Origin of the sequence: Streptomyces sp. NPDC086023 (assembly GCF_044540325.1) — a bacterium.
Taxonomy (GTDB): domain Bacteria; phylum Actinomycetota; class Actinomycetes; order Streptomycetales; family Streptomycetaceae; genus Streptomyces.
Window position 1 is genome coordinate 169385 of sequence record NZ_JBITRX010000008.1, and the last position, 25295, is coordinate 194679.

Here is a 25295-nt window from a genome sequence, read left to right on the forward strand (position 1 = left end):
CGGTCGCCTAGATTGGCGTTGTGCAGGGCGGGCGCTGCCCGCCCCAGGAAACTGTGGACGATGCCAGGGGGCTTGACCCCCGGCATCAGGTGGAGGAGGCGCTGTGAGCAGCGACCCGTGGGGCCGCGTCGACGAGACGGGCACCGTGTACGTGCGTACTGCCGAGGGCGAGCAGGTCGTCGGATCGTGGCAGGCGGGCACCCCTGAGGAGGCCCTGGCCTACTTCGAGCGCAAGTACGAGGGCCTGGTGGTCGAGATCGGCCTCCTCGAACGACGGGTGCGGACCACCGACCTGTCCGCCAAGGACGCGACGACGGCGATCGATCACCTTCGCCAGCAGGTCGAGGAGCACCACGCGGTGGGCGACCTCGACGCGCTGCGCGTGCGGCTCGACAAGCTGGTCGAGACGGTCGAGTCGCGCCGCGAGGAGCGCAAGGCCCAGAAGGCCAAGCAGACCGACGAGGCCAAGCACGCGAAGGAGGCGCTGGTCGCCGAGGCCGAGGAGCTGGCGCAGAGCGACCAGTGGCGGTCCGCGGGCGAGCGGCTGCGCGCCCTGGTCGACACGTGGAAGGGGCTGCCCCGCCTCGACCGCAAGTCGGACGACGAGCTGTGGCACCGCTTCTCGCACGCCCGCTCGGCGTTCTCCAAGCGGCGCAAGGCGCACTTCGCGTCCCTGGACGCGCAGCGCGAGGACGCCCGCAAGATCAAGGAGCGGCTGGTCGTCGAGGCCGAGTCCCTCTCCGGCTCCACCGACTGGGGCCCGACGGCCGCCCGCTACCGCGAGCTGATGGCGGACTGGAAGGCGGCCGGCCGGGCGCAGCGCGAGGCCGAGGACGACCTGTGGAACCGCTTCCGCGGCGCGCAGGACGTCTTCTTCGCGGCGCGCAGCGAGGTGTTCGCCGAGCGTGACGCCGAGCAGGCGGAGAACCTGAAGCTCAAGGAGGAGCTGGCCGACGAGGCCGAGAAGCTCCTCCCGGTGACGGACCTGAAGGCCGCGCGTGCCGCGTTCCGGTCCATCAACGAGCGCTGGGAGGCCATCGGCCACGTGCCGCGGGACGCCCGTCCCAAGGTCGAGGGCCGGATGCACGCCGTCGAGCGGGCCATCCAGGAGTCAGAGGAGGCCGAGTGGCGCCGGACGAACCCGGAGGCGCGGGCGCGTGCCGCGGGTCTGACCGGTCAGCTGCAGGCGGCCGTCGACAAGCTGCGCGAGCAGGCCGAGGCCGCCCGCGCGGCGGGCAACACCGCCAAGGCCGACAAGCTCCAGCGTGAGCTGGAGGGCCGCCAGGCCCTCCTGGACCAGGCGCTGAAGGGCCTGGAGGAGTTCGGCGGCTGATCAGGCCGATCAGGCCGCCGGGACGCCGTCCCGAGCGAACGAGAGGGGCTCCCGTACCGCGGTACGGGAGCCCCTCTTCGTGTCGTCGCCCGGCCGCCGGGGCCCTGCGGGCCGGCCGGCTAGGGCCTGCGGGCCGAGGTGACGCGGTAGACGTCGTAGACGCCCTCCACGCCGCGTACGGCCTTCAGTACGTGGCCCAGGTGCTTGGGGTCGCCCATCTCGAAGGTGAACCGCGAGGTGGCCACCCGGTCGCGGGAGGTCTGCACGGCCGCCGACAGGATGTTGACGTGCTGGTCGGAGAGGACCCGCGTGACGTCGGACAGGAGGCGGGACCGGTCCAGCGCCTCGACCTGTATGGCGACCAGGAAGACGGACGACTGGGTGGGCGCCCACTCGACTTCGAGGATCCGCTCGGGCTGCTGCGAGAGCGAGTCGACGTTCACGCAGTCGGCGCGGTGAACCGATACGCCACTGCCGCGCGTGACGAAGCCGATGATCGGGTCGCCCGGCACCGGCGTGCAGCAGCGGGCCAGCTTGACCCACACGTCCTCGACGCCCTTGACCACGACGCCGGGGTCGGCGTTGGCCCGCCGCTTGGAGCGGCCGCGCGACGGCGGGACGCTCTCCTCGATGTCCTCGTTCGCGGCCTCCTCACCGCCCATGGCCTGGACGAGCTTGGAGACGACGGCCTGCGCCGACACGTGTCCCTCGCCGATCGCCGCGTACAGCGAGGAGATGTCGGGGTAGCGCATCTCGTGGGCCAGGGTGACCAGCGAGTCGCCGGTGAGGATCCGCTGGATCGGCAGGTTCTGCTTGCGCATGGCCCGCGCGATGGCGTCCTTGCCCTGCTCGATCGCCTCGTCGCGGCGCTCCTTGGAGAACCAGGCCCGGATCTTGTTGCGGGCGCGCGGCGACTTGACGAAGGTCAGCCAGTCGCGGGACGGCCCGGCGCCCTCGGCCTTGGAGGTGAAGACCTCCACGAGGTCGCCGTTGTCCAGGGTGGACTCCAGCGGGACGAGGCGGCCGTTGACCCGGGCCCCTATGGTCCGGTAGCCGACCTCGGTGTGGACGGCGAAGGCGAAGTCGACCGGCGTGGCCCCGGCCGGGAGCGCTATGACGTCGCCCTTCGGCGTGAAGACGAAGACCTCGTTGCGGGAGAGGTCGAAGCGCAGAGAGTCGAGGAACTCGCCCGGGTCCTCGGTCTCCTTCTGCCAGTCCAGCAGCTGGCGCAGCCAGGCCATGTCGTTGACCGTGTCCTGGCCGGCGCTGCCCTTGGCGGCCTGCGGGACGTCGGTGCGGATCTTGGAGGCGCCGGCGACGGTCTGCTGCTTGTACTTCCAGTGCGCGGCGATGCCGTACTCGGCGCGGCGGTGCATGTCGAAGGTGCGGATCTGCAGCTCGACCGGCTTGCCGTTGGGCCCGATGACCGTCGTGTGGAGCGACTGGTACATGTTGAACTTGGGCATCGCGATGTAGTCCTTGAACCGCCCCGGAACCGGGTTCCAGCGGGCGTGGACGGTGCCCAGCGCCGCGTAGCAGTCGCGGACGGTGTCGACGAGGACGCGGATGCCCACCAGGTCGTAGATCTCGGCGAAGTCGCGGCCCCGCACGATCATCTTCTGGTAGACGCTGTAGTAGTGCTTCGGGCGGCCGGTGACGGTCGCCTTGATGCGGGCGGCCCGCAGGTCGGCCTGGACCTCGTCGGTGACGACGGCGAGGTACTCGTCCCGCTTGGGGGCGCGCTCGGCGACCAGGCGGACGATCTCGTCGTACATCTTGGGGTAGAGGATCGCGAAGGCGAGGTCCTCCAGCTCCCACTTGATCGTGTTCATGCCCAGGCGGTGGGCCAGGGGCGCGTAGATCTCAAGCGTCTCGCGGGCCTTCTTCTCCTGCTTCTCCCGCTTGAGGTAGCGCATGGTGCGCATGTTGTGCAGGCGGTCCGCGAGCTTGATGACCAGGACGCGCGGGTCCTTGGCCATGGCGACGACCATCTTGCGGACCGTCTCGGCCTGCGCGGCCTCACCGAACTTGACCTTGTCCAGCTTGGTGACGCCGTCGACGAGCAGGGCGACGGCGTCACCGAAGTCGCGGCGGAGCTGGTCGAGCCCGTACTCGGTGTCCTCGACGGTGTCGTGCAGCAGGCCCGCCATCAGCGTGGCCGGGTCCATGCCCAGCTCGGCGAGGATCGTCGTCACCGCGAGCGGGTGCGTGATGTACGGGTCGCCGCTCTTGCGCTTCTGGCCGCGGTGCCAGCGCTCGGCGACCTGGTAGGCCTTCTCGATCTGCCGGAGCGTAGCCGTCTCGATCTTCGGGTCGTTGCTGCGGACGATGCGCAGCAGCGGCTCCAGGACCGGGTTGTACGGGTTGGAGCGCTGGACGCCCAGCCGGGCGAGTCGGGCCCGCACGCGGTTGGACGAACCGCCGGGCTTGGCCGGCAGCGGCCGGGGCGGAACCGGCGGTACGGGCTTGGGTGCCGCGGGGGGCGTGGCGGCGGGCGCCGTGGCCGGGTCTGCCTTCTTGTCGGGCTGCGCGGCGGAGAGTGGCTGGACCTCGTCTGGCAAGAGCGCTCCTCTGGGGGTCCCCCCGGAGTCCGGGGGAGGTTCCGGGGCCCCGGTCAGGTCCGGAAAACCCATGGTAGCGACCTGTGGCCCGGCACGTTCCCCGCGGCCGCCCTGCGGACGGCCCCGGGGACCCCCGCAGACACGGAAGCGGCGGGCGCCGGACGTGTTCCGGTGCCCGCCGCTCCGCGGGAGAGTGCGGTCGTCAGACCACGATCAGGGCCTCCAGCGGGGCCCCGCCCAGGCTGGCCTCCAGGCGCGCGCGGCCGGCGAGGAAGCTGAGCTCCATCAGCACCGCGACGCCCGCGACGTCCGCCCCGGCCCGCCGGATCAGCTCCAGCGAGGCCTCGGCGGTGCCGCCGGTGGCCAGTACGTCGTCGATGACCATGACCCGGTCGCCCGGGACCAGGTCCTCGGCGTGCACCTCGATCTCCGCGGTGCCGTACTCGAGCTCGTACGCCTGCCGGAGGGTCGCCCCGGGCAGCTTGCCGGCCTTGCGGACCGGCACGAAGCCGATCCGCGACCGGACCGCCACCGGGGCGGCGAGGATGAACCCGCGTGCCTCAAGACCGACGATCTTCGTCGCGCCGTACCGTGCGCACAGCTCGGCGAGGGCCTCGGTGAGGGCACCGAACGCCTCCGGGTCCGCCAGCAGCGGGGTGATGTCCTTGAACATCACCCCGGGCTTCGGGTAGTCCGGTACGTCCTTGATCCGGCTGAGCAGCAGCTCGCGTACGGCCCCGGTCACCGGCGGTGTCCCGTCCGCGCGGTACGGCCGCCCTGGCCCACGACCTCGGCGCCCGCGTCGTCGGCGTCGTCCGGGGACTCGCCCTTCGCGGCGGCCGCGGCCCGCTTGGCGAGCACGCGCTTGCGGAGGGCCTTCATCGCCGGGTCGCGCTCCTTGAGGTCGGCGACCAGCGGGGTGGCGATGAAGATCGAGGAGTACGCGCCGGCCGCGAGGCCGACGAACAGCGACAGCGAGATGTCGTTGAGCATGCCGGCACCCAGCACGCCGCCGCCGATGAACAGCAGGCCGGCGACGGGCAGCAGCGCCACGACGGTGGTGTTGATCGAGCGGACCAGCGTGCCGTTGAGGCTGCGGTTGGCGACCTCGCTGTAGGTGTAGCGGGTCTGCTTGGTGAGGTCCTTGGAGGCTTCCTTCAGACCGTCGAAGACGACGACGGTGTCGTAGAGGGAGTAACCGAGGATCGTCAGCAGACCGATGACCGTGCCCGGGGTGACCTCGAAGCCGACCAGCGCGTAGATGCCGACGGTGATGGTGAGGTCGTGGATGAGCGCGATCAGCGCGGCGACGGCCATGCGCCACTCGAAGGCGATGGCGAGGTAGATCACCACGAGGATCATGAAGACCGCGAGGCCGGTCCAGGCCTTGTTCGCGATCTGCTCACCCCAGCTGGGGCCGACGAGGTCGGCGTTGATGTCCGCCTCCTTGACCCCCAGGTCGGCGGCGAGCTTCGTCTTCACGTCGTTGGCCTGGTCGGTGTCCAGACCGGAGATCTGGATGCGCAGGCCGCCGGTGCCGAGCTCCTGGACGATCGCGTCGTGGCCGGAGGCCGTCTCCGCGTCCTCCTGGGCCTTCTCCACCGACACGGTGGTCTTCGGGGTGGTGAAGACGGCACCGCCCTTGAACTCGATGCCCATGTTGAGGCCCTGGACGGCCAGCGCCACGATCGCCGTGATGGTGATCAGGATCGAGACGGCGTACCAGATCATCCGCTTGCCGACGAAGTCGTAGCCGACCTCGCCTCGGTACAGCCGGGCGCCGAGGTTACCGAGCTTCGACATCTCAGGCCTCCTTCGGTTCGACGGGGCTGCCAGCGGCAGGAGCGGTGGCACGGCGGGAGCGGCGCAGCGGCGGCTTGGCGCCGAGGCGCTTCGGGTCCAGGCCCGACCACGGGTGGCCGTCGGCGAAGAACTTGGTGCGCGCCAGCAGCGTCATGATCGGCTTGGTGAAGAGGAAGACCACGACCACGTCGAGGAGGGTGGTCAGGCCCAGCGTGAACGCGAAGCCCTGCACCTTGCCGACGGTGACGATGAACAGCACGGCCGCGGCCAGGAACGACACGAAGTCGGAGACCAGGATGGTGCGCCGGGCGCGCGGCCAGGCACGCTCGACGGCCGGGCGCAGGGTGCGGCCCTCGCGGACCTCGTCGCGGATGCGCTCGAAGTACACGATGAACGAGTCCGCGGTGATGCCGATGGCGACGATCGCACCACAGACGGCGGGCAGGTTCAGGGCGAACCCGATGCCCTTGCCGAGCAGCGCCATGATCGTGTACGTGAGGATCGCGGAGACCAGGAGGCTGATGATGGCGATGAACGCCAGGCCCCGGTAGTACGCCACGAGGTAGATCACGACGAGGGCGAGGCCGATGGCACCGGCGATGAGGCCGGCCTTCAGCTGCTCGCCGCCGAGCGCGGCGGTGACGGTGGTGACGCTGTCCTCCTGGAAGGACAGCGGCAGGGCGCCGTACGAGAGCATGTTACCCAGGTCCTGGGCGGACTGCTGGGTGAAGCCGCCGGAGATCTCGGCGTTGCCGCCGGTGATCGCGGTGCTGACGGACGGGTCGGAGATGACCTCGCCGTCGAGCACGATGGCGAACTGGTTCTGCGGGGACTGCTTGGCAGCCAGCGCGCCGGTGGTCTTGGCGAACTTGTCGGCGCCCTTGTCCGTGAACTTCAGCTGGACGATCCACATCGCGCGCTGCGGGTCGAGGACACCCTTGGCGTCGGAGACGTCCTGGCCGTCGACCTCGACCGGGCCCAGCAGCCACTTCGACCACTGGCCGGCGTTGTTCAGGCCACAGGCGACGGTGGGCTCGGTGGGCTTGGCGTTCTTGCCGGCGTTGGCCCGCACGGCCTCCTTGGTGCAGTCCAGTGCGGCGAACTGCTTCTGGAGGTCACCGGTGGCGGCGTCCGGGGTCGGCGTCGGAGCCGGGGTCGCCTTCTTGTCGTCGGCCTTCTTCGAGGCGTCCGGCGTCGGCGTCGGGCTCGGGGCCTTCAGGGCCTCCGGCACCGCGCGGCCCTGGGAGCTCGCGCTCGCCTTGGGGGTCGGGGTGGCGGTGCTCTTGCCGCCCTCCGCCTTCGGCTTGCCGGAGGGGCTCGCCGACGGGGTCGGCTCGGGGGCCGCCGGGGCGCCGGGCGCGTACGCCACGACCGGGCGGAAGTAGAGCTGCGCGGTCGTGCCGACCTGCTCGCGGGCCTGCTTCTCGTTCGTCCCCTTGGGGATGTTCACGATGATGTGATCGCGGCCCTGCGTCTGGACCTCGGCCTCGGAGACGCCGAGACCGTTGACACGGCGCTCGATGATGCCGACCGCGGTGTTCATGTTGGTCTCGTTGACCGCGTTCGGCTTGCCGGGCTCGCTCTTGGCCTTGAGCGTGATGGTCGTGCCACCCGCCAGGTCGATGCCCAGGCGGGGCGTCGTCTGCTTGGAGATGAACATCCCCGCGGTGAGCGCCACCATCGCGATCAGGATCACCGCCAGGGCACGCCCCGGCCTGCCCTGAGCCCCCGTGGGCCGTCGGCCCTTCTTCGGTGCTGCCACCTTGTCGTATCTCCCTGTCCAACCGCCCGCGCCGGGTGTGCGCTCAGGCGGCCACGAAAGTGTTGTGGGGGCCTGCCCCCCGCAGAAGTGAGCACTGACCGGGACCGCGCCGGACGCCGGTGGGCGTCGCGCGGTCCCCGTCGGCCGGCTTACTTCGCGTCGGCCTCGCCGTCCGTCTTGCCGTCCTTGGTGCCCTGGGTGTCCCCGTCGGCCTCGGACTTGCCGAGGTCGATCTTGGTGTCGTCCGCCTTGTCCGCGGCCTCGGTGAGGGAGGACGCGTCGTCCGGGACGACCGGCGTGTCGATGGTCAGATCATCGCCGGCGCCGTGCACGATGCGGTTGTACTCCGCATCCTCGAGGACGGCACCGATGGCGTTCTTCGCGTAGACCGCGTGGACGCCGGGGGCGACCTCGAGGGTGACGGTGTCGTCGCCGACTTCCTTCACCGTGGCGTACATGCCGCCGATCGTGCGCACACCGGTGCCGGGCGTCATCTGGTCGCGCATCGATGCCGCCGCCTGCTGCTTCTTCTTGGCGGAGCGGGTCATCAGGAACATGGCCCCGATGAGCACGATGAACGGGAGGAAGGTCACGAGATTGTTCACGGGACGGAGTTTCCTTCGCACGACCGCGCAGGAGAGGCGGCCATTTTCTACGGGGGTGGGCACGCCGACCTCGGACGGTCGGCATCGGCGGAGTCTAGGCGAGTCCGCACCGATGGAACAACGCCCAGCATGGCACCCGGGTTCCTGACCAGGCGACCCTCCGCGCCGTCACGCCCCGAACAGGCCCTGTTGTCCGCTTGATCCACTTCCGGCCTGCCGCGGCGGTACGAGGCCCAGGTGGGCCCAGGCCGCGGGCGTGGCCACCCGGCCTCGCGGGGTGCGGGCCAGCAGTCCCTCGCGCACCAGGAAGGGTTCGGCCACCTCCTCGACGGTCTCGCGCTCCTCCCCCACGGCCACGGCCAGGGTGGACAGTCCCACCGGGCCGCCGCCGAAGAGCTTCAGCAGGGCCTCCAGCACGGCGCGGTCGAGGCGGTCCAGGCCGCGCGCGTCCACCTCGTACACGCCGAGGGCCGCTGCCGCGATCTCGCGGTTGATCACACCGTCGGCCTTCACCTGGGCGTAGTCGCGGACGCGGCGGAGCAGGCGGTTGGCGATGCGGGGGGTGCCGCGGGAGCGGCCGGCGATCTCGGCGGCCCCGTCGGCGTCGATCTCCACGTCGAGCAGGCGGGCGGAGCGGTGGACGACGCGCTCCAGCTCCTCGGGGGCGTAGAACTCCATGTGGCCGGTGAAGCCGAAGCGGTCGCGCAGGGGCGGGGGCAGCAGGCCGGCCCGGGTCGTGGCGCCGACCAGGGTGAAGGGCGGCAGCTCCAGGGGGATGGCGGTGGCGCCGGGGCCCTTTCCGACGATCACGTCGACGCGGAAGTCCTCCATCGCCATGTAGAGCATCTCCTCGGCGGGCCGGGACATCCGGTGGATCTCGTCGAGGAACAGCACCTCGCCCTCCTGGAGGGAGGAGAGGATGGCCGCCAGGTCGCCCGCGTGCTGGATGGCGGGGCCCGAGGTGATCCGGATCGGGGCGCCCATCTCGGCCGCGATGATCATCGAGAGGGTGGTCTTGCCGAGGCCGGGGGCGCCGGAGAGCAGGACGTGGTCGGCGGTGGCGCCGCGCTGGCGGGCCGCCTTGAGGACGAGGTCGAGCTGCTGGCGGACCTTCTCCTGGCCGACGAACTCGTCGAGGTCCTTCGGGCGCAGCGCCGCCTCGACGGCGCTGTCCTCGCCGTCTGCGACGGCGCCGACCAGTCGCTCCGCGGCGGTGCCGGTGTCGTCGTCCTCGTCCCAGTTCACGTTGTCTGCCCTTTTCGGTGTCGTGCGGTGGTCGTCCGGTGCGCTGCCGGGTGCCGGTCCCGTGCCGGGTGCGGGTCGTTGCCCTGCGGGGCTTTCTCCCCGCCCCGCCCTTTCTCCGTTTCCCGGGGCTTCGCCCCGGACCCCTTTCGGGGGCTCCGCCCCCGGACCCTCCCCCAGCTCCTCAAACGCCGGAGGGGCTGTAGGCAGCCTCGCCGGCGTTGGGGCGGAGCCCCGGCTAGCGGGTGCGGCTCAGGGTCTGGAGGGCGGCCCGCAGCAGCTGCGGGACGGGGGCGCTGCCGCCGGCGGCGATGGCGGCCTCGGCCTGCGGAGCCACCGCCTCGACGGCGGCGTCGGCCTCCCGGGAGGCGTACCCGAGGCCGATGAGCGCGGCAGCCAGCTGCTCCGACCAGGGCGCCGGCCCGGCCGCCACCCGCTGGGCGCCGACCAGACCGGAGGAGCCCAGCGGAGCGCCCAGCTTGTCCTTCAGCTCCAGCAGCAGCTTCTGGGCGCCCTTCTTGCCGATCCCCGGCACTGCCATGAGGGCCTTCTCGTCCCCGGTGGAGACCGCCGTCCGCAGCGCGTCGGGACTGTGCACCCCCAGCATGGCCTGGGCGAGGCGCGGGCCGACGCCGCTGGCGGTCTGGAGGAGCTCGAAGACCTGCCGCTCGTCGTCGTCCGCGAAGCCGTACAGGGTGAGCGAGTCCTCGCGGACGACCAGCGAGGTGGCCAGCCGCGCCTGCTCGCCGAGCCGGAGCCCGGCGATGGTGGTGGGGGTGCACTGGACGGCCATGCCCACGCCGCCGACCTCGATCACGGCCGTGGTCGGGGCCAGCGCGGCGACGGGGCCGGTGACGAAGGCGATCATGCGGTGGGGCCTTTCGGGCTGCGGGCGGCGGACGGGGTGCGGGCGGGCCGGCGGGCGGCGAGGAGGGCCTCGGCGGGGGACCCGCCGCCCCGCCTGCCCGCGGCGTGTGCGGCGGCCGCCTGCTGGAGGCGGTTCTGCGCGGGGGCGCGCCAGATGTGGCAGATGGCGAGGGCCAGGGCGTCGGCGGCGTCGGCGGGCTTGGGCGGGGCGTCGAGCCGGAGCAGCCGGGTGACCATCGCGCCGACCTGAGCCTTGTCCGCCCGGCCGCTGCCGGTGACGGCGGCCTTGACCTCGCTGGGGGTGTGCAGGGCGACCGGGATGCCGCGGCGGGCCGCGCAGAGCATGGCCACCGCGCTGGCCTGGGCGGTGCCCATCACCGTACGGACGTTGTGCTGGCTGAACACCCGCTCCACGGCGACCAGTTCGGGCCGGTACTCGTCGAGCCAGGCTTCCATGCCCGCCTCGATCCCGACCAGCCGGACCGGGGTGTCCGCGTCGGCGGGCGTGCGGACGACGCCCACGCCGAGCATGGTCAGGGGCCGGCCGGCGGTTCCCTCGACGACCCCCACGCCACACCGGGTCAGCCCCGGGTCCACCCCGAGAACGCGCACGTCACCCTCCCTGTGGTCTCCGGTTCGAGCAGGCTACCGGGTGCCGCCGACAGCGCCGCCCAAACGGCGGCGGGCCGGCGGGGGGTGTGTCCCCCGCCGGCCCGCCGGAGCCGCTGCCGATCAGGCGTCGACCGCCGCCATGACCTCGTCGCTGACGTCGAAGTTGGCGAAGACGTTCTGCACGTCGTCGCTGTCCTCCAGCGCGTCGATCAGCTTGAACATCTTGCGCGCGCCCTCCTCGTCCAGCTCGACCTGCATGGTCGGGACGAAGCTGGACTCGGCCGAGTCGTAGTCGATGCCCGCTTCCTGGAGCGCGGAGCGGACCGCAACCAGGTCGGTGGCCTCGCTGATGACCTCGAACTGCTCACCGAGGTCGTTGACCTCCTCGGCACCCGCTTCGAGCACGTGCTCCAGGACGTCGTCCTCGGTCAGGTCGCCCTTGGGCAGCACGACGACGCCCTTGCGGTTGAACAGGTACGAGACCGAGCCCGGGTCGGCCATCGAACCGCCGTTGCGGGTCATGGCGACGCGCACGTCGGACGCGGCACGGTTGCGGTTGTCGGTGAGGCACTCGATGAGCACCGCGACACCGTTCGGGCCGTAGCCCTCGTACATGATCGTGGCGTAGTCGACGCCACCCGCCTCAAGACCACCGCCACGCTTGACCGCGGAGTCGATGTTCTTGTTGGGCACCGAGCTCTTCTTGGCCTTCTGGATGGCGTCGAAGAGGGTCGGGTTGCCGTCCGGGTCGGCACCGCCGGTGCGGGCCGCGACCTCGATGTTCTTGATCAGCTTCGCGAAGAGCTTGCCGCGCTTGGCATCGATCACGGCCTTCTTGTGCTTCGTCGTAGCCCATTTAGAGTGGCCGGACATCCGCCTGTCTCCTTCGCGTAACCAACAGTGTTCGCCTCAGATCCTACCGGGGCCGCGTCAGGCGCTCGCGCGCACCATGTCGACGAAATACGCGTGGACGCGGTCGTCGCCGGTGAGTTCCGGGTGGAACGAGGTCGCCAGCACGTTCCCCTGGCGCACGGCCACCGTGTGGCCGTCGTACGTCGCGAGGACCTCGGCGGAGGCGCCGACCGACTCCACCCACGGCGCGCGGATGAAGACGCCCTCGACGGGGCCGCCCTCGATGCCCTCGAAGGCGATCTGCGCCTCGAAGGACTCGTTCTGGCGGCCGAACGCGTTGCGGCGGACGATCATGTCGATGCCGCCGAGCGTCTCCTGGTCCTCACGGCCGTCCAGGAGCTTGTCGGCGAGCATGATCATGCCCGCGCAGGTGCCGTACACCGGCATCCCGGCGCGCACGCGCTCGCGCAGCGGCTCCAGCATGCCGAAGAGGACGGCGAGCTTGGACATGGTCGTGGACTCGCCGCCGGGGATGACCAGGGCGTCGACCTCGGCGAGCTCCTCGGGGCGCCGGACCGGCCTGGCCACGGCGTCAGCCGCGGCCAGGGCGATCAGGTGCTCCCGGACGTCACCCTGGAGGGCCAGGACGCCGATGATGGGAGGGTTGTTCATGGTCCGGGGTGCCTTACCAGCCGCGGGAGGCGTAGCGCTCGGCCTCGGGCAGGGTGTCGCAGTTGATGCCGACCATGGCCTCGCCCAGGTTGCGGGAGGCGTCCGCGATGACCTTCGGGTCGTCGTAGAAGGTGGTGGCCTTCACGATGGCGGCGGCGCGCTTGACCGGGTCGCCGGACTTGAAGATGCCGGAGCCGACGAAGACGCCCTCGGCGCCGAGCTGACGCATCAGGGCGGCGTCGGCCGGGGTGGCGACGCCACCGGCGGAGAACAGCACGACCGGGAGCTTGCCGAGCTCGGCGACCTCCTTGACGAGCTCGTACGGGGCGCGCAGCTCCTTGGCGGCGGCGTACAGCTCGTTGTTGTCGTAGCCGCGCAGCTGGGCGATCTCGTTCTTGATCTGGCGCAGGTGGCGGACGGCCTCGACGACGTTGCCGGTGCCGGCCTCGCCCTTCGAGCGGATCATGGCCGCGCCCTCGGCGATGCGGCGCAGGGCCTCACCGAGGTTGGTGGCGCCACAGACGAAGGGGGTGGTGAAGGCCCACTTGTCGGAGTGGTTGATCTCGTCGGCCGGGGCGAGGACCTCGGACTCGTCGATGTAGTCGACGCCGAGGGACTGCAGGACCTGGGCCTCGACGAAGTGGCCGATGCGGGACTTGGCCATCACCGGGATGGAGACCGCGTCGATGATCTCCTCGATCATGTTCGGGTCCGACATGCGGGCGACGCCGCCGTCCTTGCGGATGTCCGCGGGAACCCGCTCCAGGGCCATGACGGCCACGGCGCCGGCGTCCTCGGCGATCTTCGCCTGCTCGGCGTTGACCACGTCCATGATCACGCCGCCCTTGAGCTGCTCGGCCATGCCGCGCTTGACGCGGGAGGTGCCGATGGCCGACTCAGCGGACTGCGGGGTGGTGGGAAGCGTGCTCACGGATTGACCTCACTCGATGCAGACGGGGTACTGCGGTACTACGCAGCCAGGAAACCCGGCGTGGGCCGGAAAGTCCGACCTGAGCCAGGAAACCGGGCCGATCAGTCCACTGCAAGGGCCAATGTGGAGCGAGTGGATCCTTCCGCATGGCCAGAGTGGCCAGTGTCAGCTGCCGGGGCGGTCTGCCAAGGCCACCGGAGGCTCATCGTCCATTTCGAAGGCGAGCGGGAACGGCGCGTGGCCGGCCAGCCGGAACCAGCGGACCTTGCGGTGGCGGCGCAGGGCGCGGGCCGCGCGGACCGCGTCGTTGTGGAACCGCCGGGCCATGGGTACGCGGCGCACGGCCGCGGCCAGCTCGCCGGCGGCCTCCTCGCCGCCGGGCGCCTCCTTGACGGCCTCGACCTGGTCGGGCTCCTCGAAGACGGCCCGCAGGGCCTGGCTGAGCTCGCTCTCGGCGACCTCGCGGTGGTCCTCCTCGGCCTGGCGGGCCGCGTGCGCGGCCTCGTAGAGCACGATGGACGCGGCGGGATCGAGCACCCCCGACGTGGCCAACTCCAGCGCGACGGAGGCGCGCCGCACGAGCTGGGCGTCGAGCGCGGCGCGGGCGGCGTCGATGCGCGTGTGCAGCCGGTCGAGCCGTCCGGCGGTCCAGCTGAGGTAGATCCCGACGGCGACGAGCACCAGGGCGATCCAGACGAGGGTTTCGATCACGCCCGGCGACTCTACCGGTCCGCTGCGCGGCGCGGTCCCGACGGTACCGGTCCGCCGCGCTCGGCCGGCGTCCGCGATGCCGGCGCTGGAGGGTGGCGGTGGCCGATTCGAGGCCCGGCGCCCGGCCCGACCGCCCCGGACCCCGTCCGCGGTGCCGGCGGCCCCGCGCTTGGCCTGACCGCCGCGGCCCCGTCCACGATGCCGGCGCACGGCGCCCGGCCCGTCCACCCCGGCACCGCTCAGCCGACCCGGCTCCACCATCCCCGTACCGGCCGTCCGTGCCCCCGCTCCGGTGGGGCCGGCTTCGGCAAGCCAGAGCCGGCTGCGGCTGCGGCGCCGCCTTCGCGGCTTGGGCACCCTCCGGCCGGCCGGGGCACTCACCGACAGGTCGGGCCGCTCCGGATGCCCGGCGCCAGGCGGCCGCTTCCGGAAGCCAGGGCCGGCCCCGCCGGGGCCAGGGAGGGATCCAGGGCCCGCTTCGGGGGCCGGGGGCCGCCCCACCGAGGCCCTGGAAGGAGCCAGAGCCTGTATCGGGCGGCCAGGGGCCGGGCCCTCGGGGGCGGGGCTGATCCGGCCCGATCCGAAAGACGCGGCCTAGGGGGTGTTGCGAAAGTCCTGTGTGGTGCCCGCGGTGTCCGGTGCGTGCTCTCGGCGTGCCGGACGAAGGCCCTCGTACTGGGCGTACTCGGGGCTTTGGCCGGTGCGGCGAGAGTGCGTGCCGGGCGCCGTGGGCGCCGTGCGGGACTTTCGCAACACCCCCTAGTCCCGGGTCAGGCCCCACCTCGTGCGGAGGGGGACCCGTTCGTCGGTGGCGACCGAGGCCGCCCCGTCCGTGACCGTTTCGTAGACCGCCAGGATGTCCGCCCCCACCGTCGACCAGTCGAAGCGCTTCACGTGCGCCGAGCCCCGGGCGCTCAGCTCCGCGCGGCGGGCCGGGTCCTCCAGCAGCCGCACCGCGCCGCGGGCCAGCGACGCCGGGTCCTCGTTCGTGAAGAGGTCGCCCGCCGCGCCCTGGTCCAGCACCTGCGCGAACGCGTCCAGGTCCGAGGCCAGCACCGGAGCCCCCGCCGAGAGGGCCTCGACCAGGATGATCCCGAAACTCTCGCCGCCGGTGTTGGGCGCCACGTACACGTCCACGCTGCGCAGCAGCCGCGCCTTGTCCTCGTCCGAGACCATGCCCAGGAAGGTGACCTTCGAGCGGAGTTCGGCCGGCAGCGTCGCCACCGCCTCCTCCTCGTCGCCCCGGCCCGCCACGAGCAGCCGTACGTCCGGGCAGGCCGCCGCGATCTCCGGGAACGCCGCCATCAGCACCGGCAGCCCCTTGCGCGGCTCGTCGATGCGGCCGATGAAGCCCAGGGTCCGGCCGCTCCACTCCGGGTTCGGCTCCGCCTTCTCGAAGAAGCCGACGTCGACGCCGTTGGGGATGACCACCGCGTCGCCGCCGAGGTGCTCCACCAGCGTGCGCCGCGCGTACTCGCTCACGGCGATGCGGGCGCTGATCTTCTCCAGCGCCGGCTGGAGGATCGGGTACGCGGCGATCATCGCCCGGGAGCGCGGGTTCGAGGTGTGGAAGGTGGCCACGATCGGCCCCTGCGCCGCCCAGCAGGCGAGCAGGCCGAGCGAGGGCGAGGCCGGCTCGTGGATGTGGATCACGTCGAAGGTGCCGTCGTGCAGCCACCTCCGCACCCGCGCCGCGGACAGGAAGCCGAAGTTCAGCCGCGCCACGGAGCCGTTGTAGGGCACCGGCACGGCCCGCCCCGCGGAGACCACGTACGGCGGCAGCGGGGTGTCGTCGTCCGCGGGCGCGAGGACGGAGACCTCGTGGCCCAGCCGGATCAGGTGCTCGGCCAGGTCCCGGATGTGGAACTGGACCCCGCCCGGTACGTCCCAGGAGTACGGGCAGACGATGCCGATCTTCACGCGCGGTCCCCCCGCGGTTCGAGGTCGTCCAGCCACAGCCGCTGGAGCATGTGCCAGTCCTCCGGGTGCTCGCCGATGCCGGAGGCGAAGGCGTCGGCCAGCGCCTGCGTCATCGTCGCCGTCTTCGCGGGCCGGGTGCCCTCCTCGGGTACCTCGACCGCCGGGTGGATGCGGCCGCGCATGGCCGCCCCGTCGTACCAGAGCGTCACCGGCAGCAGGACGGCCCCGGTCTGCTGCGCCAGCAGCGCGGGCCCCGCCGGCATCCGGGCCGCGGCGCCGAAGAAGTCCACCTCGACGCCCGAGGAGGACAGATCCCGGTCCGCGACCAGGCAGATCAGGCCGCCCGAGCGCAGCCGCCGGGCCAGCGCCCCGAAGGCCGCGCCGCCGCTGTGCGGGAGCACCTCCATGCCCAGGCTCTCGCGGTAGGCGACGAACCGGTCGTACAGCGACTCGGGCTTGAGCCGCTCCGCGACGGTGGTGAAGGGCACTCCGAGGTACGTGGTGACCCAGGCGCCGGCGAGGTCCCAGTTGGCCAGGTGCGGCAGGGCGATGACGACACCGCGTCCGGAGGCGAGCGCCTCCCGCAGGATGTGGTCGTCCTTGATCTCCACGGTCTCCCGGACCCGCTCGGCGTCCCAGGCCGGGAGCCGGAAGGACTCCATCCAGTAGCGCATGTACGAGCGCATGCCGGCCCGCGACAGCTCGCGCAGCCGCTCGGCGTCCGCCCCGGGCACCACCCGGGCCAGGTTCGACTCCAGCCGCAGGACGCTCTTGCCGCGCCGACGCCAGGCGAAGTCGGCGATGCGCCGCCCCAGCCCGGTCGCCGCGGGCTCCGGCAGCTTCTTCACGGTGCTCCAGCCGAGCCCGTACACCCCGTCCGTCAGCCGGTCGCGCAGGTTCACGCGGCACCGTCCCCGGCCGGGTGGGCGCCGTTTCCGGCGGTACGGGAGCCGTCCCCGGCCCCGCCGTCCCCCGCGGTACGGGAGCGCTCGGCCGCGTCCGCCTCCGCCGACTCCCGCCGCACGGTCACCACGCGCTGCACCAGCGTGACGAGCGAGCCGACCGCCACCACCCAGAGCGCCACTGGCAGCAGCACGCCGATCCAGCCGGGCACCCCGAAGGTCTGGAGGCCCGACAGACCGGCCGCCACCAGCGTGATGACCAGCCGCTCCGCCCGCTCGACCATGCCGTTCACGGCCACGGGCAGCCCGATCGACTCGCCGCGCGCCTTGGTGTACGAGACCACCTGGCCGCTCGCCAGGCAGAAGATCGCCACGGCGCACAGCACGTTGTCGTGCCCGCCGCCCGCGTACCAGAGCGCCAGGCCGCCGAAGATCGCCGCGTCGGCGACCCGGTCCAGGGTCGAGTCGAGGAAGGCGCCCCACCGGCTGGACACGCCGGCCTGCCGCGCCATGTTCCCGTCGACCAGGTCGGAGAAGACGAACAGGGTGATCGTGATCGTGCCCCAGAAGAAGTCGCCCCGGGGGAAGAAGACCAGCGCACCCGCCACCACACCGGCGGTGCCGATGAGGGTGACCGCGTCCGGGCTCACCCCCCGGCGGAGCAGAAACGCGGCGAACGGTGTGAGGACACGCGTGAAGAATGCACGCGCGTACTTGTTCAGCATGGCCTTCCCGGAGGGTCGCTGGGCCGCGCGGCCACAGCGGCCACCGGCTGGCCCATCGTAGCCAGGGGTGGCGTGTTCACCCCCTCGCACCCACCGGTTCGCGTCGGGTACGACGTATGGACGCACCGTGACACGGGTGCAAAGCTCGAAGGACCGCGGGCGTCGCCGGAGCCGTCGATTCCCCTCGCGCCTCCCCTGGGTCCGCGCTCACACCCTCCTCGCCGTGCAAGGAACAGGGAGGCAAGGCAACCATGGGCGACAAGGCGAACCAACAGCCCGGGGCCGCCGGCAGGGCACTGACGGCCGACCGGCCCTCCGACATCCGGAACGTGGTGCTGGTCGGCCACAGCGGTGCCGGGAAGACGACCCTGGTCGAAGCGCTCGCGCTGACCGCCGGAGCGGTCAACCGGGCCGGACGGGTCGAGGACGGCGGCACGGTCTCGGACTACGACGAGATCGAACACCGCCAGCAGCGGTCCGTACAGCTCTCGCTCGTCCCGGTCGAATGGGGCGGCATCAAGATCAACCTTCTGGACACCCCCGGATACGCCGACTTCGTCGGGGAACTCAGGGCCGGTCTGCGGGCAGCGGACGCGGCCCTTTTCGTCGTCTCGGCCTCGGACGGCGTCGACGGCGCCACCCGCATGGTCTGGGAGGAGTGCGCCGCCGTCGGCATGCCCCGGGCCATCGTCGTCACCCATTTGGAGGCATCCCGGGCCGACTACGCCCAGATGACCGCGGTCTGCGGCGAGATCTTCGGCGCGGACGACCCCGACGCCGTCACCCCGCTCTACCTCCCCCTCCACGGCCCCCCGGGCCCCGACGGCCACGCGCCCGTCCACGGCCTGCTCGGCCTGCTCTCCCAGCGCGTGTACGACTACACCTCGGGCGAACGCCGCGAGCGCGACCCGGAGCCGGACGAACTGGCCCTGATCGCGGACGCGCGCAACCGGCTCATCGAGGCCGTCATCGCCGAGAGCGAGGACGAGGGCCTCATGGACCGCTACCTCGGCGGCGCGGAGATCGACCTGAAAACGCTGGTCGACGACCTGGAGCGGGCCGTCGCCCGCGGCACCTTCCACCCCGTGCTGATGGCCGCGCCCGCCACCGACGGCGCCCGCCAGGGCCTGGGCACCGTGGAACTCCTCGAACTGATCACCGGCGGCTTCCCCACCCCCGAGGAACGGCCGGAACTCGCCGTCACCACCCCCCAGGGCAGGGCGCGCCCCGCCGTCACCTGCGATCCCGCCGGCCCGCTCGTCGCCGAGGTCGTCAAGACCTCCTCCGACCCCTACGTGGGCCGCGTCTCGCTCGTACGCGTCTTCTCCGGCACCCTGCGCCCCGACGAGACCGTGCACGTCTCCGGCCACGGCCTGAAGGACCGCGGCCACGAGGACCACGACGTCGACGAGCGGGTCGGCGCCCTCTCCTCCCCCTTCGGCAAGGCCCAGCGCACCCTGGGCAGGGCCATCGCCGGTGACCTCGCCTGCGTGGCCAAGCTCACCCGCGCGGAGACCGGCGACACCCTCTCCTCGAAGGACGACCCGCTCCTGATGGAGCCCTGGGTGATGCCCGACCCGCTGCTCCCCCTCGCCATCCAAGCGCACAGCAAGGCCGACGAGGACAAGCTGTCCCAGGGCCTGGCCCGGCTGGTCGCCGAGGACCCGACCATGCGGCTGGAGCAGAACAAGCACACCCACCAGGTGGTCCTGTGGTGCCTGGGCGAGGCCCACATGGACGTCGCGCTGGAGCGCCTGCGCACCCGGTACGGCGTCCACGTCGACGCCGTGCCCCACAAGGTCTCGCTCCGGGAGACCTTCGGCACCAGGGCCGCCGGGCGCGGCCGCCACGTCAAGCAGTCCGGCGGCCACGGCCAGTACGCCATCTGCGAGATCGAGGTCGAGCCGCTGCCGCCCGGCAGCGGGATCGAGTTCGTCGACAAGGTGGTGGGCGGCGCCGTGCCGCGGCAGTTCATCCCGTCCGTCGAGAAGGGGGTGCGCGCCCAGGCCGCCAAGGGACTGGCCGCCGGGTACCCGCTGGTCGACGTACGGATCACCCTGGTCGACGGCAAGGCGCACTCGGTGGACTCCTCCGACGCCGCCTTCCAGACCGCCGGCGCGCTCGCCCTGCGCGAAGCGGCCGCGGAGGCCCGGATCCACCTGCTGGAACCGGTCGCGGAGCTGTCCGTGCTGATCCCCGACGAGTACGTCGGCCCGGTCATGAGTGACCTGTCCAGCCGGCGCGGCCGGGTCGTCGGCACCGAACAGGCCGGCCCCGGCCGGACGCTCGTACGCGCCGAGATCCCCGAGATCGAGATCGACCGGTACGCGGTGGAGCTGCGCTCGGTCTCCCACGGCACCGGCCGCTTCGACCGCGCGTACGCCCGGCACGAGCCCATGCCGCAGCAGTTGGCGGACAAGATGCGCGAAGAGGCCCGGAAGGGAGCGTAGTCGGTCGTGCCGTCCGGAGCCGCCCGCCCAACTCACTTGCGGCGGGCGGCATTTCCGGGTCCCGTTCCGGGGTGGTACACCTGGCGGATAGGCTTCGTCACGAAGTGTGCCGGGTGTGACCACGGGGAACAGCCGCAAGGTAGGGGGCACCGCCCGGGCACGGCGGGCGGGGTCAAGCGCGCGTGATGGGGGCAGCGGTGGCGGACGATCTTTTCGACTTCAGTCCCGGAGCACAGGTCCCGCTCCAGGGCGCGGGCGGCCAGACCGCGGCGACGAACGCCCTCGCCTCGGCGGCGTACCGCGACAGCCCCGTGGACGAGATCCAGAAGGCCGACAACGACTGGTACAAGACCGACGTGAAGGCGGGCAAGCTCTCGCTCTTCAAGCCCAACCTGGGCGAGGCCTTCTGCACCGCGGTCGAGGCCCGGATGCTCGGCGCCAAGCGGAAGCCCCTCGTCCAGTCCTTCGGGGCCGAACCGCAGACCGTGGTCGAGCACTGCCTGGCCGCCTCCCGCATCCGCAAGGAGCGCGACGCCAAACTCCGCATGATCATGTTCGTGTGCGGCGTGGTCTTCCTGCCCGGCCTCCTGCTGTGGCTCGGCCTCTTCCAGCTCCGCAAGACCCTCGCGGGCAAGGAGGGCGACCGGAAGGCCACCTGGATGGGCACCGCCGTCCTCGTGGGCATCGGCATCGTCGCCGCCGTGGCCATGTTCCGGCTGCCGTTCACCGGCTTCTGGGGCTACTACCTCCGCGCCATGGTGATCGCCCCCGCCGTCGGCTGGCCGCTGGCCCGCCGTATCTGCGAGTCCACCGCCAAGGACATGCGGGCCCGCTGGGACGGCCTGCTCTCCGGGGGCGGCATCGGCGCCAAGATCCCCGAGGCGGTGCCCGGCAACCCCGACGAGACCGCGGCCGAGGAACTGCGCCGCCAGCTGGCGAGGCTCACTGCCGAGGACCGCAGCAACTCGGTCTTCTACGCCGGCCCCAAGGGGATACTCGGCATGGGCACCCGGTGGGGCAGCTGGCAGCTGGCCGAGGAACTGGCCCCCCGCACCGCCGGCACGGAGATCCACCCGTTCCGCAGCTGGGACGTCATCCGCATGATCGAGAAGCAGCTCACCCAGCTCGACCGCGGTCCCCTGCACACCGGCGGTTTCCCCGCCCCCTCCGTCAAGCACTGGATCGTCAGCCCGGTCGGCGAGGGCGCCAAGGAGGTGACCCGGCCGTCCGGCGAGGGCGCCGACAGCTTCCAGATCACCGGCCAGGAGATAACGCGGATCTGCAACGAGCAGCAGTTCGGCAGCGGCAACCGCCACTACCTCGGCGTCCAGTTCACCCTCTGGGACGGCCAGTTGGTGCTCACCATGCTGGTCACCGTCACCGTGCTCTACCAGACCCTGCGCGTGGAGGTCACCGGCCACGCCCTGGGCCCGGTCCACGGCCTGTTCACCACCAAGTCCGCGCCGAAGACCCACGAGGTTCCCAAGAGCATCCGGTTCTGGGAGACCGTCGAGGTCGTCGAGCCGCTCTGCGACACCAACGAGGTGGTCAGGCTCAGCGTCCGCGCCCTGCTCAGCTGGTACCCGCCGGTGCTGAACTTCCTCGGCGGCAAGATCGTCCTGCCCGAGCCGTTCGGCGTCCGCCACGTCTGGGCCGCCCAGCCCTGGCGCCACCGCTTCATGGCCGACGACGCGATGCGCGCCGCGACCCCGGTGCTGCGGGTGGTGCACTCCGCCGCGATGAAGGTGCTGGAGGAGAACGGCGTGGACACCGAGCGCTTCACCAACCGCTCGATGATCGTCAGCGGCCTGGTCCAGGACCCGTCCCCGCGCAAGGCGGACCTGTACGACGCGTAGCGCGCCGCGCACCTGTGCGAGGGGGCCCGTACGGCGATCCGTACGGGCCCCCTCGCGTCCGGCACCGGGCCGGCGGCCGGGGCCGGCCGCTCGGCCGGGCGGCGTCAGTCGGTCGGCCAGGCGTCCGCCAGCATCGCGCGGGTGTCCGCCAGCAGCTGCGGCAGCACCTTGGTGTGCCCCACCACCGGCATGAAGTTCGTGTCCCCGCCCCAGCGCGGCACGATGTGCTGGTGCAGGTGGGCGGCGATGCCGGCACCGGCCGCCGCGCCCTGGTTCATGCCGATGTTGAAACCGTGGGCGCCCGAGGCCTTCCGCAGCGCGACCATGGCCCGCTTGGTCAGGTCGGCGAGCTCCGCGGTCTCCGGACCGTCCAGGTCGGTGTAGTCGGCAACGTGCCGGTACGGGACCACCATCAGGTGCCCGCCGTTGTACGGGTAGAGGTTGAGCACCGCGTAGACGTGCCGGCCCCGCGCCACGACCAGGCCGTCCGAATCGGTCATGTCCGGGATCCCGCAGAACGGACAGCCGTCGCCCGCCTCCGGGCCGGTGGGCTTGTTCTCGCCCTGGATGTACGCCATCCGGTGGGGCGTCCACAGCCGCTGGAACGCGTCCTGCACCCCGACACCGATCTGCTGCTCCGGCTCAGTCGTCATGCCATGCAGCATATGGCTTCGCCCCCGCGCGGCGTGTCGCCGGGGCGCACACCGGCCGGCCTGCGGCGATCCTGTCCGGATGGACCCTGTAGCCGATCCCCGCCTGGAGCGCTGGGAGAGCCGTACCGAGCTGCCCCTGTTCCTCATCTCCCTGGCCTTCATCGCCGGCTACGCGGTCCGCGTACTGGTGCCCGACTCGGACCAGGGCCTGCGGGACGCCGGTCTCGCGGTGACCCTCGGCGCCTGGGCCTGCTTCGGCACCGACTACCTGGTGCGGCTGAGGATCAGCGGCCGGCGCCCGCTGCACTTCGCCCGCACGCACCTGCTGGACACCCTCGTGCTGATCCTGCCGCTGCTGCGCCCGCTGCGCATGGTGCGGATGTACAACGTGCTCCAGAAGCGGCGGGACAAGCCGCGCCTGGGCCTGCACGCCCGGGTGATCGCGTACGCGAGCCTCTCCGCCGTGCTGCTGGGGTTCTCGGGGGCGCTGACGGTGTACGACCACGAGCACCTGGCGCCCGGTGCGTCCATCGTCACCTTCGGCGACTCGATCTGGTGGGTGTGCACCACGCTGACCACCGTCGGGTACGGGGACGTGGTGCCGGTGACCCCGGTCGGCCGTACGGTCGCGGCGGGCCTGATGTTCGGCGGCCTGGCCCTGCTCGGCGCGGTGACCGGCTCCTTCTCGTCCTGGCTGCTCCAGGTGTTCACCAGGGAGGACGAGAAGACCCCCGGGGAGTGATCTCCCCGGGGGTCCGGCCCCGCGCGCGGCGGGGTTCAGTCCTCGAAGCCTCAGACCTGGACGCGGTCCTCGACGACCTTGACCAGCTTGGCCAGCGCCTCGTCCTTCGGGATGCCGTTCTCCTGCGAACCGTCGCGGTAGCGGAAGGAGACGGTGCCCGCGGCCATGTCCTCGTCACCGACGATGATCATGAACGGGACCTTGAGCTTCTGGTGGTTGCGGATCTTCTTCTGCATGCGGTCGGAGGAGGCGTCCACCTCGACCCGCAGGCCCTTCTTCTTCGCCTCGGCGGCGAACTCCTGCAGGTACTCGACGTGCGCGTCGCCGATCGGGATGCCGACCGCCTGCACCGGCGCCAGCCACGGCGGCATGGCACCCGCGTAGTGCTCCAGCAGCACCGCGAAGAACCGCTCGATGGAGCCGAACAGCGCGCGGTGGATCATGACGGGCCGCTGGCGCGAGCCGTCCGCCGCGGTGTACTCCAGGTCGAAGCGCTCCGGCAGGTTGAAGTCCAGCTGCACGGTCGACATCTGCCAGGTGCGGCCGATGGCGTCGCGCGCCTGCACCGAGATCTTCGGGCCGTAGAAGGCCGCGCCGCCCGGGTCGGGGGTCAGCGGGAGGCCCTGCTTCTCGGCGACCTGCCGGAGGACCGCGGTGGCCTCCTCCCAGGCCTCGTCCGAGCCGACGAACTTGGTCTCGTCCTTGGTGGACAGCTCCAGGTAGAAGTCGGTCAGGCCGTAGTCGCGCAGCAGGTCCAGCACGAAGGTGAGGGCCCGGTCCAGTTCGTCCGCCATCTGCTCACGGGTGCAGTAGATGTGCGCGTCGTCCTGGGTGAAGCCGCGGGCCCGGGTCAGGCCGTGCACGACGCCGGACTTCTCGTACCGGTACACGGTGCCGAACTCGAAGAGGCGCAGCGGCAGTTCACGGTACGAACGCCCGCGCGCGTCGAAGATCAGGTTGTGCATCGGGCAGTTCATGGGCTTGAGGTAGTAGTCGGTACCACCGTCGAGCTGCATGGGGGGGTACATGCCCTCCGCGTACCAGTCCAGGTGGCCGCTCTTCTCGAAGAGCGCGCCCTTGGTGGCGTGCGGCGAGTAGACGAACTCGTAGCCCTCTTCCTCGTGCCGGCGGCGCGAGTAGTCCTCCAGGGTCCGGCGGATGATGCCGCCGCGCGGGTGGAAGACGGCGAGGCCGGAGCCGATCTCGTCCGGGATGGAGAAGAGGTCCAGCTCGTTGCCGAGCTTGCGGTGGTCGCGCTTCTCGGCCTCGGCGAGGAAGTCGAGGTGGGCCTTCAGCTCCTCCTTCGACGGCCACGCGGTGCCGTAGATGCGCTGGAGCATCGGGTTCTTCTCGCTGCCGCGCCAGTAGGCGGCGGCGTTGCGCATCAGCTTGAACGCCGGGATGTTCCGGGTGGTGGGCAGGTGGGGACCGCGGCAGAGGTCCTTCCAGCACAGCTCGCCGGTCTTGGCGTCCAGGTTGTCGTAGATGGTCAGCTCGCCGGCGCCCACCTCGACGTTCGCGCCGTCGTCGGTGGAGGCCGAGCCCTTGATGCCGATGAGCTCCAGCTTGTACGGCTCGTCGGCGAGCTCCTCGCGGGCGGCCTCGTCGGTGACCACACGGCGGGAGAAGCGCTGGCCGCGCTTCTGGATCTCCTGCATCTTCTTCTCGATGGCCTTGAGGTCATCGGGGGTGAAGGGCTTGGCCACGTCGAAGTCGTAGTAGAAGCCGTCCCGGACCGGCGGGCCGATGCCCAGCTTGGCCTCGGGGAACAGCTCCTGCACGGCCTGCGCCATGACGTGCGCGGTCGAGTGGCGCAGGATGTTCAGGCCGTCCTCGGAGGAGATCTCCACCGGCTCGACGGTCTCGCCGTCCGCGGGCTCGTACGAGAGGTCCTTGAGCTCGCCGGCCACGCGCGCGGCGATCACGGTGCGCTCGCCGGGGAAGAGGTCCGCCGCAGTAGTGCCCGTGGTCACCACGCGCTCTTCCCGCTCGGAATCGCGTTGGATGATCACACGGACGTCTGACACCGGTCTCTCCTGACTCTGGGGGCACCTCCCGGGCGAGTGCCCGGGGAGATCGCGACAGTGGTCACTGCG

The 25295-nt window shown here is 71.8% G+C and carries 21 protein-coding genes; 4 read left to right on the forward strand and 17 right to left on the reverse strand.

The features are described from left to right. The first annotated feature begins 103 nt into the window (after nt 1-103). On the forward strand, nt 104-1333 hold the full coding sequence (locus ACIF6F_RS17980) for a DUF349 domain-containing protein (protein WP_399947546.1): 1230 nt from the start codon (nt 104-106) through the stop codon (nt 1331-1333). 119 nt (nt 1334-1452) lie between these two features. On the opposite strand, the gene ACIF6F_RS17985 is transcribed toward ACIF6F_RS17980, so the two are convergent. The 15 genes from ACIF6F_RS17985 to pgsA all read right to left on the reverse strand — a co-directional run bounded on the left by ACIF6F_RS17985 (nt 1453) and on the right by pgsA (nt 17498). Beyond that, on the reverse strand, nt 1453-3894 hold the full coding sequence (locus ACIF6F_RS17985) for a RelA/SpoT family protein (RefSeq protein ID WP_399947548.1): 2442 nt from the start codon (nt 3892-3894) through the stop codon (nt 1453-1455). Between the two features lie 202 nt (nt 3895-4096). Further along, nucleotides 4097-4639: an adenine phosphoribosyltransferase gene (locus ACIF6F_RS17990; RefSeq protein ID WP_399947550.1), complete on the reverse strand. Its 543-nt coding sequence runs from the start codon at nt 4637-4639 to the stop codon at nt 4097-4099. Then, entirely contained in the window at nt 4636-5697 is a 1062-nt protein-coding gene (gene secF / locus ACIF6F_RS17995; RefSeq protein ID WP_399947552.1) for a protein translocase subunit SecF, read from the reverse strand. The genes ACIF6F_RS17990 and secF overlap by 4 nt, the downstream gene beginning before the upstream one ends. A gap of 1 nt (nt 5698) precedes the next feature. Beyond that, nucleotides 5699-7459 carry a protein translocase subunit SecD gene (secD, locus tag ACIF6F_RS18000; RefSeq protein WP_399947554.1) on the reverse strand — a complete coding sequence of 587 codons (1761 nt, stop codon included), beginning with the start codon at nt 7457-7459 and terminating at the stop codon, nt 5699-5701. A gap of 149 nt (nt 7460-7608) precedes the next feature. Beyond that, entirely contained in the window at nt 7609-8064 is a 456-nt protein-coding gene (gene yajC / locus ACIF6F_RS18005; protein WP_399947555.1) for a preprotein translocase subunit YajC, read from the reverse strand. 168 nt (nt 8065-8232) lie between these two features. Further along, the gene (gene ruvB, locus ACIF6F_RS18010; protein WP_399947557.1) at nt 8233-9309 is read right to left on the reverse strand and encodes a Holliday junction branch migration DNA helicase RuvB; all 1077 of its coding nucleotides are present in this window, start codon (nt 9307-9309) and stop codon (nt 8233-8235) included. 235 nt (nt 9310-9544) lie between these two features. Further along, nucleotides 9545-10174 (reverse strand): Holliday junction branch migration protein RuvA, encoded by a 630-nt coding sequence (gene ruvA / locus ACIF6F_RS18015; protein WP_399947559.1) that lies wholly within the window; start codon nt 10172-10174, stop codon nt 9545-9547. After that, a complete protein-coding gene (ruvC, locus tag ACIF6F_RS18020) occupies nt 10171-10785 on the reverse strand; it encodes a crossover junction endodeoxyribonuclease RuvC (protein WP_399947561.1) in 615 nt (204 codons plus the stop codon). The genes ruvA and ruvC overlap by 4 nt, the downstream gene beginning before the upstream one ends. Nucleotides 10786-10905: 120 nt before the next feature. Then, the gene (locus ACIF6F_RS18025; protein ID WP_399947565.1) at nt 10906-11658 is read right to left on the reverse strand and encodes a YebC/PmpR family DNA-binding transcriptional regulator; all 753 of its coding nucleotides are present in this window, start codon (nt 11656-11658) and stop codon (nt 10906-10908) included. A gap of 57 nt (nt 11659-11715) precedes the next feature. Beyond that, on the reverse strand, nt 11716-12309 hold the full coding sequence (gene pdxT, locus ACIF6F_RS18030; protein WP_399947567.1) for a pyridoxal 5'-phosphate synthase glutaminase subunit PdxT: 594 nt from the start codon (nt 12307-12309) through the stop codon (nt 11716-11718). Between the two features lie 13 nt (nt 12310-12322). Beyond that, on the reverse strand, nt 12323-13240 hold the full coding sequence (gene pdxS, locus ACIF6F_RS18035; protein WP_399947569.1) for a pyridoxal 5'-phosphate synthase lyase subunit PdxS: 918 nt from the start codon (nt 13238-13240) through the stop codon (nt 12323-12325). Nucleotides 13241-13405: 165 nt separating this feature from the next. Further along, on the reverse strand, nt 13406-13951 hold the full coding sequence (locus ACIF6F_RS18040; protein WP_399947571.1) for a hypothetical protein: 546 nt from the start codon (nt 13949-13951) through the stop codon (nt 13406-13408). Between the two features lie 759 nt (nt 13952-14710). Further along, nucleotides 14711-15871, reverse strand: coding sequence for a glycosyltransferase family 4 protein (locus tag ACIF6F_RS18045; RefSeq protein ID WP_399947573.1), 1161 nt, complete (start codon nt 15869-15871; stop codon nt 14711-14713). After that, the gene (locus tag ACIF6F_RS18050) at nt 15868-16773 is read right to left on the reverse strand and encodes a phosphatidylinositol mannoside acyltransferase (protein WP_399947575.1); all 906 of its coding nucleotides are present in this window, start codon (nt 16771-16773) and stop codon (nt 15868-15870) included. Before ACIF6F_RS18050 ends, ACIF6F_RS18045 begins: the two co-directional genes overlap by 4 nt. Continuing rightward, the gene (gene pgsA / locus ACIF6F_RS18055; RefSeq protein ID WP_399947576.1) at nt 16770-17498 is read right to left on the reverse strand and encodes a phosphatidylinositol phosphate synthase; all 729 of its coding nucleotides are present in this window, start codon (nt 17496-17498) and stop codon (nt 16770-16772) included. The genes ACIF6F_RS18050 and pgsA overlap by 4 nt, the downstream gene beginning before the upstream one ends. A 251-nt stretch (nt 17499-17749) precedes the next feature. Between pgsA and ACIF6F_RS18060 the strand changes: the two genes are divergently transcribed. After that, entirely contained in the window at nt 17750-19948 is a 2199-nt protein-coding gene (locus ACIF6F_RS18060; RefSeq protein WP_399947578.1) for an elongation factor G-like protein EF-G2, read from the forward strand. A 197-nt stretch (nt 19949-20145) separates the two neighbouring features. Beyond that, entirely contained in the window at nt 20146-21804 is a 1659-nt protein-coding gene (locus ACIF6F_RS18065; RefSeq protein ID WP_399947580.1) for a hypothetical protein, read from the forward strand. A 104-nt stretch (nt 21805-21908) separates the two neighbouring features. Here ACIF6F_RS18065 and ACIF6F_RS18070 read toward each other — a convergent pair whose 3' ends face one another. Beyond that, a complete protein-coding gene (locus tag ACIF6F_RS18070) occupies nt 21909-22469 on the reverse strand; it encodes an HIT family protein (protein WP_399947581.1) in 561 nt (186 codons plus the stop codon). A 67-nt stretch (nt 22470-22536) separates the two neighbouring features. Here ACIF6F_RS18070 and ACIF6F_RS18075 point away from each other — a divergent pair, with 67 nt between their 5' ends. After that, on the forward strand, nt 22537-23199 hold the full coding sequence (locus tag ACIF6F_RS18075; protein WP_399947583.1) for a potassium channel family protein: 663 nt from the start codon (nt 22537-22539) through the stop codon (nt 23197-23199). Nucleotides 23200-23249: 50 nt separating this feature from the next. On the opposite strand, the gene thrS is transcribed toward ACIF6F_RS18075, so the two are convergent. Continuing rightward, complete coding sequence (gene thrS, locus ACIF6F_RS18080; protein WP_399947585.1) at nt 23250-25226, reverse strand: threonine--tRNA ligase; 1977 nt, start codon at nt 25224-25226, stop codon at nt 23250-23252. Between the last annotated feature and the right edge of the window lie 69 nt (nt 25227-25295).

Bases quoted from the DNA above. Each gene is read 5' to 3' on its own strand.
- secF (WP_399947552.1), bottom strand. From the start codon at position 5,697: ATGTCGAAGCTCGGTAACCTCGGCGCCCGGCTGTACCGAGGCGAGGTC.
- ruvA (WP_399947559.1), bottom strand. From the start codon at position 10,174: ATGATCGCCTTCGTCACCGGCCCCGTCGCCGCGCTGGCCCCGACCACG.
- ACIF6F_RS18025 (WP_399947565.1), bottom strand. From the start codon at position 11,658: ATGTCCGGCCACTCTAAATGGGCTACGACGAAGCACAAGAAGGCCGTG.
- pdxT (WP_399947567.1), bottom strand. From the start codon at position 12,309: ATGAACAACCCTCCCATCATCGGCGTCCTGGCCCTCCAGGGTGACGTC.
- pgsA (WP_399947576.1), bottom strand. From the start codon at position 17,498: ATGCTGAACAAGTACGCGCGTGCATTCTTCACGCGTGTCCTCACACCG.
- ACIF6F_RS18060 (WP_399947578.1), top strand. From the start codon at position 17,750: ATGGGCGACAAGGCGAACCAACAGCCCGGGGCCGCCGGCAGGGCACTG.
- ACIF6F_RS18070 (WP_399947581.1), bottom strand. From the start codon at position 22,469: ATGCTGCATGGCATGACGACTGAGCCGGAGCAGCAGATCGGTGTCGGG.
- ACIF6F_RS18075 (WP_399947583.1), top strand. From the start codon at position 22,537: ATGGACCCTGTAGCCGATCCCCGCCTGGAGCGCTGGGAGAGCCGTACC.